Raw genomic sequence first — 13,125 nt, 5'->3', positions numbered from 1 at the left:
GGAAATCGCCGCCTCTGACGAAGGATTTTTGTGCTGTGACCACCGATCATCCCAGACCGCCGCCGCGCCGCAGTTTTTTCGGCGCATGGGGACGCCGAGAGCTCAAGGGCCTATTCTGGCAGCTTCTTGTCGTCGGGATCGCGGTCGCGGTCATCGCCTTCCTCTGGTCCAACACCGTCACCAACCTCTCGGCCCGCCGTATCTCGACCGGCTTTGCCTTTCTCGGCCGCGAGGCCGGCATGCCCATCGCAGACAGCCTGCTCTCGTACAGTCCGAGGGACACCTACTTCTGGGCCTTCGTCGTTGGCGTCGCCAACACCTTGCGCGTTGCCGTCATCGGAATCGTGCTCGCGACCATCTTGGGTACGCTGATCGGCATCTCGCGGCTGTCGGCCAACTGGCTGTTGTCGCGGCTCGCCGCCGTTTATGTCGAAGTGCTGCGCGACATCCCGCTGCTGCTTCAGCTTCTGTTCTGGTACGTGCTGATGCAGGCACTGCCGGCCGCGCGCTTGGCGTGGCGGCCGGTCGACGGTGTGTTCCTGTCCAATCGCGGCCTCATCCTGCCGTCGATCCCGATCGGGATGCCCCAGCTTTGGGTACTCGGCACGGCCTTGCTGGGCCTTGCCGCGTTCTATGTCATCCGGCGGGCGTTGATCGCGCAGCAGATGCGTGACGGCAAGCCGCGCAAGGCGTGGCCGATTGCCCTCGGCCTCATCGTTGTGCTGCCGGCGCTGGTGTCCGTGCTGCTTGGCGTGTCCTGGAAAATTGAATGGCCGGAGCTGCGCGGCTTCAATTTCGTCGGCGGGCTCACGCTCGCGCCGGAATATTTTGCACTGCTGATCGCGCTCATCACCTACACATCGGCCTTCATCGCCGAGATCGTGCGTAGCGGCATTCAGTCGGTACCGCGCGGCCAGTGGGACGCCGCCAATGCGCTCGGCCTGCGCCGCAGCTTCATGCTGCGGCAGATCATCCTGCCGCAGGCGCTGCGCGTGATCGTGCCGCCGATGACGAGCCAGTATCTCAATCTCACCAAAAACTCTTCGCTCGCGGTCGCGATCGGCTACCAGGATGTGGTCTCGATCGCGAACACCACGCTGAACCAGACCGGGCAGGCGATCGAGGCGATCGCGCTGATCATGGCGGTGTTTTTGACGATCAGCCTCGGCATCAGCTTCTTCATGAATTGGTACAACGCGCGTATCGCGCTGGTGGAGCGCTGATCATGACGGTGATCACCGACGTTCCGGACGCACCGCGCGCCGCACGCCGCCCGCAAACGGGTAACCCGGTGCTGCGCTGGCTCCGCGCAAATCTGTTTTCGTCGATTCCAAACTCCATCATTTCGCTGGTGCTGCTGGCCGTGCTCGCCAAGGGTATCTTCAGCTTCGTGCAATGGGGCATCGCCAACGCCGTCTGGCTGACGCCGGCAAACGATTCCAGCGCCTGTCGCGCAGCCCGCGGTATCGGCGCGTGCTGGGCGATCATCCCCGAGAAATACCGCTTCATCCTGTTCGGCACCTATCCGTTCGACGAGCAGTGGCGGCCGGCGCTGTCGGTGCTCTTGTTCATCGCGCTGTTCTATCTCTCCACGCGCCGCGCCTGGTGGCGCCGCGAACTGATCTATATCTGGGTCGGCGCGCTGGCCTTGATCAGCGTACTGATGTGGGGCGGTGTGTTCGGGCTCAGCTTCGTCTCGCAGGACCGTTGGGGCGGGCTGCCGGTGACGCTGATCCTCGCTACCTTCGGTCTCGCCTTCGGCTTTCCGCTCGGCATCCTCGTCGCGCTCGGCCGGCGTTCAAAGCTGCCGGCGATTCGTTCGCTGAGTGTGCTCTATGTCGAACTGATCCGTGGCGTGCCGCTGGTGAGCCTGCTGTTCATGGCGAGCGTGATGTTTCCGCTGTTCATGCCAAGCGGCTTCAATATCGACAAGCTATTGCGCGCGCAGATAGCGATCATCCTGTTTGCAGGTGCTTATCTCGCCGAAGTCATCCGCGGCGGCCTCCAGGCCGTGCCGCGTGGGCAATATGAGGCCGCCGATGCGCTCGGACTATCCTACTGGCGCAAGAACCGACTGATCATCCTGCCGCAGGCGATCCGCCACGTCATTCCGCCGCTGGTGAATACCTTCATCGCGTTCTTCAAGGATACGAGCCTCGTCCTCATCATCGGCATCTTCGATCTGCTCACGACGGCCAAGACCGCGATCATCGATCCCGCTTGGCAGCAGTTCTCGGTCGAGGTCTACATCTTCGTCGCCGCGATCTACTTTGCGTTCTGCTTTGCCATGTCGCGCTACAGCCGCAGCCTGGAGGCGACGCGCGGGAGGTGACGTCTCCCTCGTGTCCCGGACAAGGTGCAGCGCGTCAGCGCTGCGCCGCAGAGCCGGGACCCAGAGGATGCACAGTGGATTGTTGATGAATGGGCCCTGGCTCTGCAGCGCACCGCTGAAGAAGCGCTGCGCTGCGTCCGGGGCACGAGAGAAGTTACTTCTTCACCCTTGGATCGATCGGCGTCGTCTCGCGCAGATCCAGAATATCCTCCAGCGCCTTTGCACCCGCTAGCACCTGCGCGTCGGCACGAGGCGCGCCGACAATCTGGATGCCAACCGGCAGGCCCGAGGCGGTGAACCCGCAGGGCAGCGACAGCGACGGACAGCAGGCGAGCGTGACGGCGTAGACGATGCCGAGCCATTCGACATAGTTGTCAAACCTCTTGCCTGCGCATTCGGCGACATAGCGGTTTTCGACCGGGAAGGGCGGCACGATCGTCGTCGGCACCAGCAGCAGATCGTAGGTCTTGAAGAATTCGATCGCGCGCGCGGTCATTCCGACGCGCTGCGCCTCGGCGCGTTCGAGTTGCTCGACCGTGAGCTTGAGGCCTTCCTCGATGTTCCAGATCACCTCGGGCTTGAGGAGATCGCGCTTGGTCCGCAACAATTGCGCCTTGCTGATCGCGAAATCGAACGCGCGCAGCACATGGAAGCATTCATGCGCATCGCGCCAGTCCGGATGAGCCTCCTCGACCGTGGCGCCGGCCTCAGTGAAGCGTTCCGCCGCCTTGCGCGTGATCGCCTTGATCTCGGGGTCGACCGGCGTGATGCCGAGATCGGGTGAATAGGCGATGCGCTTCGGCTTTTTGCCGGAGCACGCGGCCGACAGGAACGAGGCTGCGGGCGCCGGCAGCGACAGCGGATCGGCCGCGTAGTCGCCGCTCATGGCATCGAGCAGCAGCGCAAGGTCCTCGACATTGCGGGCCATCGGGCCCTGGACGCCGAGGTTACGGTCGATCGCCGATTTCGGCGTGTGCGCGACGCGGCCGATGCTCGGCCGCATGCCGACGATGCCGCAGAAGCTCGCGGGATTGCGCAAGCTTCCACCCATGTCGGAGCCCTGCGCGAGCCAGGCCATGCCGGTGGCGAGCGCCACCGCCGCGCCGCCCGAGGAGCCCGCCGCCGACTTCGATGTATCCCAGGGATTGAGCGTTGCGCCGAACACCTCGTTGAAGGTGTTGGCGCCGGCGCCGAATTCCGGCGTGTTGGATTTGGCGTAGACGACGGCGCCGTTGGCCTCGAGATTCTCGACCATGAGGTCGGACTTCGCGGGGATGTTATCCTTGAAGATAGGCGAGCCCTGCGTGTTCAAGACGCCGGCGACGTCGGAGAGATCCTTGATCGGCACCGGCAGGCCCGCGAGCAGTCCGCGCGCACCGGCCGGCTTCTGCATCAGCGCCTTCGCGCTATCCCGCGCACGATCGAAGCACAGCGTCGGCAACGCGTTGACCTTGTCGTCGACCTCCGCGATGCGTTGCTCCAGCACATCCAGCAGCTCGAGCGGTGTGACGTCGCCCGAACGCAGCTTGTCGACGACAGCGCATGCGGTTTCGCGGATCAGGTCTTGAGACAATTATTTTACTCCTGTGCCAATTCTTGGTGTCGAAAAACTCAACTCCACCCCGCGCTGATGCCGCCATCCACCGTGTAGATCACGCCCGAGGTGTAGCCGGAGCGATCCGAGGCGAGGAATGCCATGAGGTCACCGATCTCGCGCGCATGCGCGGGACGGCCGAGCGGTAGACCCTTCTGGAATTCCTTGTAGCGGTTCTCGTCGCCGAACTGGTGCTTGGCCCGCGTCTTGAGCAGCGTGACGTGGCGGTCGGTTCCGACCGGGCCGGGATTGATGCCGACCACGCGGATGTTGTCGGCGAGGCTCTTGCCGCCGAGCGCGCGGGTGAAGGCCATCAGCGCGGCATTGCCGGCGCTGCCGCAGACGTAGTTGGCGTCGAATTTCTCGCCGGCCGCGCCGATGTCGTTGACGATGACGCCGCCGCCTTTCGCCTTCATTTGTGCGTAGACCTGCCGTGTCAGGTTGATGTAGCCGAACACTTTCAATTCCCAGGCGTGCCGCCAGGTGGCCTCGTCGATCTTGTCGATCGAGCCGCCGGGAATGTCGCCGGCATTGTTGACGAGGACGTCGATGTCGGTGGCCTCCTTGGCGAGCCGCGCCACGTCCTCGGCCTTGCGCAGGTCCACCACGCTCGTCGCTGTATCGATCTGGTGCGCGGAGCGCAGGCGGTCGGCCAGTGCCTTGAGCTGGTCGCCGCTGCGGGCGGCGAGCAGGAGATGACAGCCTTCCTCGGCAAATGCCTCGGCGGCGGCTGCGCCGATGCCCTTGGACGCGCCAGTGATCAGGACGCGCTTGCCACGCAGATGCAGATCCATGGATGACTCGCTCGGTGGGAACAGGATGAAATCAGTAGGCGGTCGGCCGCGCCATGGTCAACATTGCAGTGCAGCGTTGCACTGCCCGCGAGTTTGGTCCATTGCAGGGCGATCAAAACGCGGCGGCTGCCGGACCAACCAAGGACGTTCTCGATGAGCAAAAAACAATACCGCATCGCGGTCATTCCCGGCGACGGCATCGGCAAGGAAGTGATGCCGGAGGGCCTGCGCGTTTTGGAGGCGGCGGCGAAGAAGCACGGGGTCGCCGTGCATTTCGACCATTTCGACTTCTCGTCCTGGGACTATTACGAGAGGCACGGCCAGATGATGCCGGACGATTGGAAGGAGAAGATCGGCAAGCACGACGCGATCTATTTCGGCGCGGTCGGCTGGCCGGCCAAGATTCCGGATCACGTCTCGCTGTGGGGCTCGCTCATAAAATTCCGCCGCGAGTTCGACCAGTATGTGAACCTGCGCCCGGTGCGGCTGATGCCGGGCGTGCCGTCGCCGCTCGCGAACCGCAAGCCGGGTGACATCGATTTCTGGGTGGTGCGCGAGAACACCGAAGGTGAATATTCCTCCGTCGGCGGCCGCATGTTCCCGGACACCGATCGAGAATTCGTCACACAGCAGACGGTGATGACGCGCACCGGCGTCGACCGCATCCTGAAATTCGCCTTCGAGCTCGCGCAGTCGCGGCCGAAGAAGCACCTGACCTCGGCCACCAAGTCCAACGGCATCTCCATCACCATGCCCTATTGGGACGAGCGCGTGGAGGCGATGGCGAAGAAGTATCCAGGCGTGAAGTGGGACAAGTACCACATCGACATCCTGACGGCGAACTTCGTGCTGCACCCGGACTGGTTCGACGTGGTCGTCGGTTCCAACCTGTTCGGCGACATTCTTTCTGATCTGGGTCCTGCCTGCACCGGCACGATCGGCATCGCGCCATCCGGCAACATCAACCCCGAGCGCAATTTCCCCTCGGTGTTCGAGCCGGTGCACGGCTCGGCGCCGGATATCGCGGGCCAAGGCATCGCCAATCCGATCGGCATGATCTGGTCGGGCGCGATGATGTTCGAGCATCTCGGAGAGAAGGAAGCCGGCAAATCGATCGTCGATGCGATCGAACGCACGCTCGCCGAGCGCACGCTGCGCACTCGCGACCTCGGCGGCAATGCCGACACCACGGCCTGCGGTAAGGCGGTCGCAGAGATGGTGGATTAGGGCAGGGAGCTGCCGAAAGGGACTAACTGTCTCTTGCGTTGGCTAACTCCGCTATCGCGGCAAACTCCGTTGTCGTCCCGGCGAAGGCCGGGACCCATAACCCCAGGGAGGGGTTGTGGCGCGAGCTGGCAACCCGAGCCTTCCCATAACCACGTCCTGTGGTTATGGGTCCCGGATCTGCGCTCCGCTTGTCCGGGACGACACCGAAAGATAGCGCTTCTTTCTCCAATCACCCCGCGATCTTCTCGATCGCCGCCTGGTCCAGGCCGAACTTTTTCCCGGCGTCCAGGATCTCCTGCCACGTATTCGGATCGACCGGGACGCCCTCGGCGAGCCGCTTCTTCTTGGTCTCACGCTCGGGCTCTCCGGCGATCTTGACCTTGTCGACGCCGGGGCCGGGCGGCGAGCCGGTGTGCCAGGCGACGAAGCTCTCGACCTCGCGCGCCAGATTCTCGGCGGTGCCGAGCTTGGTCGGGTCGATGATGATCGAGAGCATGCCGTTGAGAACGCGGCGCTTGCCGTCGGCCGGCCCCTTCACAGTCTCGCCGCCGGAGAGCGCGCCGCCGAGGATTTCGCACACCAGCGCGAGCCCCGAACCCTTGTGCTCGCCGAACGGCAAGATGGCGCCGTGCGGCGCGATCACGGTGTAGCGCGGATTGACGGTCGGCTTGCCCTCATTGTCGATGATGGTGCCGGGCTCGAGCTCAACGCCTTTGTTGAAGGCGACGCGCGTCTTGCCCTGCGCGATCTTGCTGGTGGCGAAGTCGAGCACGATCGGCTCCTTGCCGGCGCGCGGGATGCCGACGCAGAACGGGTTGGTGCCGTGGCGTGCATCGCTGCCACCCCAGGGCGCCACGATGGGCCGCGAGATCACGTTGACGAAGTGGATCGAGACCAGGCCGTGGTCGATGCACTGCTCGGCCCAGTGGCCGATGCGGCCGATATGGTGCGAGTTGGAAAGGCCGATCACGCATACGCCGTTGCGCTTGGCGCGCTCGGCGCCCAGCTCCATCGCCTCATAGCCCATCACCTGGCCGTAGCCGGTGAGGCCGTCGAGGGTGAGCAGGGGACCCGTGTCCATCACGATCTTGACGTGCTGGTTGACGGCGAGGCCGCCTTCGTTGACCGCTTCGGCATAGCGCGGGATCATGCCGACGCCGTGCGAGTCGTGGCCCTTCAGGTTCGCCTCGACGAGGTTGGTCGCAACGAGGTCCGCCTCGCGGTCCGTGGAGCCGCCCGCTCGGGCGATGGCGCGGATGACGTTGGTGAGGGGCTCGGCTTTGATGGTGCGGTAATCGGCCATTGTTGTTGCTCTTATCGTTTCGCGATCCGGCGGCAGTGCTCCCACGCCGCAAAAATCAGGTTCTCGCTGGCCTCCGGCGTGCGGAAGGCTGAATGCGCCGACAGCGTCACGTTCGGCAGCTTGGTCAGCGGATGATCGCCGGGCAGCGGCTCGATGTTGAAGACGTCGAGGCCGGCATGACGGATGTGACCCGACTTCAGCGCGTCGATCATCGCTTGCTCGTCGACAATGGCGCCGCGCGCGGTGTTGATGAGGATGACGCCGGGCTTCATCTTCGCGATCCTCTCGCGCGTGATCATGCCGCGGGTCTCGTCGTTGAGCAAAAGATGCAGCGACACCACGTCGCTTCTGGCCAGCACCGTGTCGAGGTCGGTGAATTCCACGCCCGGATGGCTTTTCGGCGTGCGGTTCCAGGCGATCACCTTCATGCCGCTGCCCAAGGCGATGCGCGCGACTTCCGCGGCAATGCCGCCGAAGCCGATCAGGCCGAGCGTCTTGCCGGTGAGCTGCATGCCGTCCTCGCGCAGCCAGTTGCCGACGCGCATCTCGCGATCCATCATCGCGATCACGCGGGCTGAGGCCCACATCAGCGCGATCGCGGATTCCGCCACCGCGGTGTCGCCATAGCCCTTGATCAGATGCACGGAGATGCCGAGTTGGCTAAGCTCCTCCGGATTCATATAGCTGCGCGCGCCGGTGCCGAGGAACACCACGTGCTTGAGCCCTGCACACTGCTTCGCGACCTCGGTCGGCAGCGCAGTGTGGTCGACGATTGCGATCTCGGCGCCATCGAGTATCTCAGGATACTGCTCGGGCTTGATGTCGGGATCGCGGTGGATCCGCACCTTGGGATCGCCGGGCCTCGTTAGCCGCTCCATGATCACGGCCAGGGCTTCACTGGCGTCGACGAAAACTCCGCGCATGACTGTCTCCGATCAGGACGCGACGCCGGCGATCGCCAGCACGGTATGCATGAGGACGTTGGTGCCCGCGGCGCAGTCGGGCTGCGTGGCGTCTTCCAGCTCGTTGTGACTGATGCCGTCCTTGCAGGGTACGAACACCATCGCCGCCGGAATGACCGTGTTGAGGTTGCAGGCGTCGTGGCCGGCACCGGAGGTGATGCGGCGGCTGGAATAGCCGAGGGTCTTTGCCGCGTTCTCGACGGCCGCGACGAGCTTCGGATCGAAGTGCGTCGGCGGCTTGCGCCAGACCAGGTCGAGCTTGACCTCGACCTTACGACGCGCGGCGATCTCGGCGATCGCAGCGCGCAGGTCGCGATCGAGCGCGTCCATGATGGCGGCGTCGGCGCTGCGGCAATCTACGGTGAAGGCGACCTCGCCGGGAATGACGTTGCGCGAGGGGCTGGCGATCACGGCTTCGCCGATGGTGCCGACTGCGTTCGGCCCGTGCTTCCTGGCGATGGCCTCCATTGCCAGCACGATCTCCGACAGCGTCGCCAGCGCATCGCGCCGCAGCGGCATCGGCGTCGAGCCCGCATGGCTCTCGAAGCCGGTGATCTTGCCGTCGTACCACAAGACGCCCTGGCCGGAATCGACCACCCCGATGGTCTTGCCCTCGGCCTCCAGGATCGGGCCCTGCTCGATATGCAGCTCGACGAAGCAGCCGAGCTTCTGGAAGCCGACCGGCCTGTCGCCACGATATCCGATGCCGTCGAGTGCCTGGCCAACCGTGGTGCCTTCGGCGTCCTTGCGCGACAGGATGTCGTCGGTGGTGAAGTCGCCGACATAGGCGGCGGAGGCCATCATCGCCGGTGCAAAGCGCGAGCCTTCCTCGTTGGTCCAGTTCACGACGCAGATCGGCGCCTCGGTTTCGATGCCGGCGTCGTTCAGCGTGCGGATGACCTCGAGTGCGCCGAGCGTGCCCAGAATGCCGTCATACTTGCCGCCGGTTGGCTGCGTGTCGAGATGCGAGCCGATGCCGATGGGCAGTTTCGACATGTCGCGGCCCTTGCGCAGTCCAAACATTGAGCCGAGCGCATCGACATGCACCTCAAGGCCGGCATCCTCGCAGGCCTTGCGAAACCAGTCGCGTACCTGCTTGTCCTCGGCACTTAGCGTCAGCCGCCGCACGCCGCCCTTGGCCGTCGCGCCGAACTGCGCGGTCTCGTGGATGGAGCCCCAGAGGCGGGCGGAATCGATTTGCAGATTGGTGGCGGCTCGGCTCATGCGTTCGTTCCATTGTCGCTGTCATTCCGGGGCGGTCCGCAGGAGCGAACCCGGAATCCAAGGATTCCACAATGCGCAATTGCGCATTGGGGTTCTCGCTCCCGGGCCGCGCTTGCGGTCCCGTCGCGAGCCCCGGAATGACGTTGAAGATTGTCCGGCGTCCATTTCAATGACGCGCCGTCGCGACGGCGTCAACCGCGAGGCTGGTCTGCGCGATCTGCCGCGCGAGCTCGGCGACGCGCTCGACCGCCACGACGTCGGGCGAGGCGAGCCAGCTCGCCGTGAACGTCAGTGGCGAGATGTTGAGGTCGGTGTCGAGCAATTGCAGCCGCCCGTCGGCGAGCTCATTCTCAACGATGGCCGCCGGAATCACGGCGATGCCGAGCCCCTCGACCGCCATGTGGATGACGGTCGCAAGCGACGCGGAGGCATGAAGACGAATCGGCGGCAGCTCCGGTCGATCGAACATCTCGCGTACCACCTCGTAGGGCCGCGTCTTGCGCGGGAAGGTGATGATCGGGAACCGAGCAAGCTCGGCTCGCGTCACCGGACCGCTCCCGAGTCCGAGCGAAGGGCTTGCAAGGAGGCCGATCGGATAATCGGCGAGCACGCGGTTGTGCACGCCAGAAGCCGATAGCGGCCCCACGACGAAGGCAAGCTCGATCTCCTGGCCGAGCAGGCGTGCGGTCAGATTCGGCGTGATGTCGACTTCGATCTCCAGCGACAGGTTCGGATAAGCCTGGTTCACGCTCTTGACGAGCCGTGGCAGCCAGGTGTGCACGATGGTTTCGGCGACGCCGAGCCGCATCACGCCGCGCATCGCGGAGGCGTTGCCGATCTCGGCCATCATTGCGGCGCGCAGGCCGATCAGCTTTTCGGCGTAGACCATCATCTGCCGACCGCTCGGCGTGGGCGATGCGACGCGATGATCGCGGTTGAGCAACTTCACGCCCATCTCGCGCTCGAGCTGGGCGATGCGCTGGGAGATCGCCGGTTGGGTGGTGTTGAGCCGCGCCGCGGCGCCACGGAAGCTGCCGAGCTTTACGACCCAGAGGAACGTTTCGATCGATCTGAAGTCCAGCATTGGAAGGATTCTCCCGATCGATAAATCCGTTTTATCGATATTGATTAGAAAGGACGATTAGACTTTATAGCACGCTTGGTGTTGGCTGTCCTTGTCGAGTTTATAGGCAGGTCGATCCCATGACTGTTTTAGTGGCAGCGCAGCAAACTGAAACGCCCGACACCCTCCCGAGCCGTCAGGCCCGGCTCGCATACCGCGATGGGCTCGTCGCCTCCACCGCGGGCATCGCCCCCAGTTTCGTCCAGGGCAATCTGGCGATCCTTCCCGAGAAATACGCCAGCGCCTTCCACCGCTTCTGCCAGCTCAATCCAAAGCCGTGCCCGATCATCGGCATGTCCGACGTCGGCAGCCCGCACATCCCTGCGCTCGGCGCGGACCTCGACATCCGCACCGACGTGCCGCGCTATCGCGTCTGGCGCGACGGTGAAGTCGTCGACGAGCCGACCGATGTGACCCGCTACTGGCGCGACGATCTCGTCACCTTCGTGCTCGGCTGCTCCTTCTCGTTTGAAGAGGCGCTGCTCGACGAGGGGATGCCGATCCGTCACATCGAGCGCAATGTGCGCGTGCCGATGTACCGCACCAACATCGCGTGCAGCGCGTCGGGCCCGTTCGCCGGTCCCATGGTGGTGTCGATGCGTCCCTTCAAGCCGGCGGACGCGATCCGCGCGGTGCAGATCACCTCGCGCTATCCCGCCGTGCACGGTGCGCCCGTGCATCTCGGCCATCCGCATCTGATCGGCATCAAGGACATCGCAAAGCCCGACTACGGCGATCCAGTGCCGGTTGCCGATGATGAGATCCCGGTGTTCTGGGCCTGTGGCGTCACGCCGCAATCGGTCATCAACGCCGCCAAGCTCCCCTTCGCGATCACGCATTCGCCGGGGCTGATGCTAGTGACGGATCTCAAGAACAAGAACATGGCCGTGATTTAGTGGGCAGCGATTGCTGCTTCTTCAGGCTTTACGGCATCCATCAATCGCTCCATTCGAGAGCCAAAATTCGTAACAGGGGAATTTGCCATGACGATCACTCGCCGCGACGTATTGTTGGGTGCCACCGCGACTGCGGCGCTCGTGCCGCTGGCGGCCCGTGCCCAGACCTCGGAAGTCGTGATCGGCGTGATCTATCCGTTCTCCGGCGGCAGCGCGCAGCAGGGCATCGATGCGCAGAAGGCCTATGAGACCGCGCTCGAGGTCATCAACAAGGACACCGATTTCGACCTGCCGCTGGCGAAGGGCGAGGGCCTGCCCGGCCTCGGCGGCGCAAAAGTCCGCCTCGTGTTCGCCGACCATCAGGCCGATCCGCAGAAGGGCCGTGCCGAAGCCGAGCGCCTGATCACTCAGGAAAAGGTCTGCGCCATCATCGGCACCTATCAGAGCGCGGTCGCCGTCACCGTCAGCCAGATCTGCGAACGTTACCAGATCCCGTTCGTGTCCGCCGATAATTCCTCGCCGAGCCTGCATCGCCGCGGCCTGAAATATTACTTCCGTGCATCCCCGCACGACGAGATGTACTCGGCCGCGATGTTCGATTTCTTCGATGCCATGAAGAAGAAGGGCACCAAGATCGAGACGCTGTCGCTGTTCCACGAGGACACCATCTTCGGCACCGACTCCGGCAACGCACAGGCCAAGATCGCCGCCGAGCGCGGCTACAAGATCGTCTCCGACATCAAGTACCGCGCCAACTCGCCGTCGCTGTCGGCCGAGGTGCAGCAGCTCAAGACCGCCAATGCCGACGTGCTGATGCCATCGAGCTACACCACCGACGGCATCCTCCTAGTGAAGACCATGGCCGAGCTCGGCTACAAGCCCAACGCGATCGTGGCGCAGGACGCCGGCTTCTCCGAGAAGGCGCTCTATGACGCCGTCGGCGACAAGCTCGAAGGCGTGATCTCGCGCGGCACCTTCTCGCTCGACCTCGCGCAGAAGCGCCCTATGGTCGGCAAGATCAACGACATGTTCAAGGCGAAGTCTGGCAAGGACTTCAACGATCTCACCTCGCGCCAGTTCATGGGCCTGATCATCCTGGCGGACGCGATCAATCGCGCCAAGTCGGCCGACGGCGAGAAGATCCGCGATGCGCTCGCCGCCACCGACATCCCGGGCGAGCAGACCATCATGCCGTGGAAGCGCGTGAAGTTCGACGAGGCGGGCCAGAACAACGATGCCGACCCGGTGTTGCTGCAATATCGCGGCGGCAAGTTCGTCACCGTCTTCCCGCCGCAGGCTGCGATCGCCGAAGCGGCCTGGCCGATGAAGTAAGCGGGGCGCGCAGGCAGGGTGGGGACCAGGCGCTGTGACAGCCGAGAGGACCGTACTGCTTAACCGCGTTGTCATTGCGAGCGCAGCGAAGCAATCCAGAAATGTATCCGCGGAGATAGTCTGTATTGCTTCGTCGCATCAGCGCAAAATTGCTTCGCAATTTTGTCGCGAGCTCCTCGCAATGACGGAAGCTGTAGCTCCCGCCCTCATCCTGAGGAGCGGGCGTAGCCCGTGTCAAGGACGAGGGCGGGCCCATCCTTCGAGACGCGCGCTGGGGCGCGCTCCCCAGGATGAGGTCGGAGTGTGGGGGACGATGCAGTGACAGCCCAAGCTATTAT

11 protein-coding genes are annotated in these 13,125 nt (G+C 64.2%); 5 read left to right on the top strand and 6 right to left on the bottom strand.

Annotation, left to right across the window (positions count from 1 at the left end):
* Positions 1 to 35 precede the first annotated feature (35 nt).
* The gene (locus MTR72_RS03855; protein ID WP_280965108.1) at positions 36 to 1,223 is read left to right on the top strand and encodes an amino acid ABC transporter permease; all 1,188 of its coding nucleotides are present in this window, start codon (positions 36 to 38) and stop codon (positions 1,221 to 1,223) included.
* 2 nt (positions 1,224 to 1,225) lie between these two features.
* Positions 1,226 to 2,332 carry an amino acid ABC transporter permease gene (locus tag MTR72_RS03850; RefSeq protein ID WP_280965107.1) on the top strand — a complete coding sequence of 369 codons (1,107 nt, stop codon included), beginning with the start codon at positions 1,226 to 1,228 and terminating at the stop codon, positions 2,330 to 2,332.
* Positions 2,333 to 2,486: 154 nt separating this feature from the next.
* Here the strand turns inward: MTR72_RS03850 and MTR72_RS03845 are convergent, their stop codons facing one another.
* The gene (locus MTR72_RS03845; protein ID WP_280965106.1) at positions 2,487 to 3,905 is read right to left on the bottom strand and encodes an amidase; all 1,419 of its coding nucleotides are present in this window, start codon (positions 3,903 to 3,905) and stop codon (positions 2,487 to 2,489) included.
* 38 nt (positions 3,906 to 3,943) lie between these two features.
* Entirely contained in the window at positions 3,944 to 4,720 is a 777-nt protein-coding gene (locus MTR72_RS03840; protein ID WP_280965105.1) for an SDR family oxidoreductase, read from the bottom strand.
* A 153-nt stretch (positions 4,721 to 4,873) separates the two neighbouring features.
* Between MTR72_RS03840 and MTR72_RS03835 the strand changes: the two genes are divergently transcribed.
* Positions 4,874 to 5,947, top strand: a complete 1,074-nt coding sequence (locus tag MTR72_RS03835; protein ID WP_280965104.1) for a tartrate dehydrogenase — start codon at positions 4,874 to 4,876, stop codon at positions 5,945 to 5,947.
* 229 nt (positions 5,948 to 6,176) lie between these two features.
* On the opposite strand, the gene MTR72_RS03830 is transcribed toward MTR72_RS03835, so the two are convergent.
* The 4 genes from MTR72_RS03830 to MTR72_RS03815 all read right to left on the bottom strand — a co-directional run bounded on the left by MTR72_RS03830 (position 6,177) and on the right by MTR72_RS03815 (position 10,520).
* On the bottom strand, positions 6,177 to 7,250 hold the full coding sequence (locus MTR72_RS03830) for a malate/lactate/ureidoglycolate dehydrogenase (RefSeq protein WP_280965103.1): 1,074 nt from the start codon (positions 7,248 to 7,250) through the stop codon (positions 6,177 to 6,179).
* Between the two features lie 11 nt (positions 7,251 to 7,261).
* Positions 7,262 to 8,173, bottom strand: a complete 912-nt coding sequence (locus MTR72_RS03825) for an NAD(P)-dependent oxidoreductase (protein WP_280965102.1) — start codon at positions 8,171 to 8,173, stop codon at positions 7,262 to 7,264.
* Positions 8,174 to 8,185: 12 nt separating this feature from the next.
* Positions 8,186 to 9,436 (bottom strand): Zn-dependent hydrolase, encoded by a 1,251-nt coding sequence (locus MTR72_RS03820; protein ID WP_280965101.1) that lies wholly within the window; start codon positions 9,434 to 9,436, stop codon positions 8,186 to 8,188.
* A gap of 166 nt (positions 9,437 to 9,602) precedes the next feature.
* The gene (locus MTR72_RS03815; RefSeq protein WP_280965100.1) at positions 9,603 to 10,520 is read right to left on the bottom strand and encodes a LysR family transcriptional regulator; all 918 of its coding nucleotides are present in this window, start codon (positions 10,518 to 10,520) and stop codon (positions 9,603 to 9,605) included.
* Between the two features lie 119 nt (positions 10,521 to 10,639).
* Between MTR72_RS03815 and MTR72_RS03810 the strand changes: the two genes are divergently transcribed.
* Together MTR72_RS03810 and MTR72_RS03805 are read left to right on the top strand one after the other, a co-directional pair.
* Complete coding sequence (locus MTR72_RS03810; protein WP_280965099.1) at positions 10,640 to 11,455, top strand: putative hydro-lyase; 816 nt, start codon at positions 10,640 to 10,642, stop codon at positions 11,453 to 11,455.
* Positions 11,456 to 11,542: 87 nt separating this feature from the next.
* Positions 11,543 to 12,787, top strand: a complete 1,245-nt coding sequence (locus tag MTR72_RS03805) for an ABC transporter substrate-binding protein (protein ID WP_280965098.1) — start codon at positions 11,543 to 11,545, stop codon at positions 12,785 to 12,787.
* The last annotated feature ends 338 nt before the right edge of the window (positions 12,788 to 13,125 follow it).

The sequence above is a fragment of the Bradyrhizobium sp. ISRA442 genome, assembly GCF_038085055.1.
Taxonomy (GTDB): domain Bacteria; phylum Pseudomonadota; class Alphaproteobacteria; order Rhizobiales; family Xanthobacteraceae; genus Bradyrhizobium.
The sequence above is the reverse complement of the archived record's forward strand: the minus strand, read 5'-3'. Positions and strand labels throughout refer to the sequence as shown.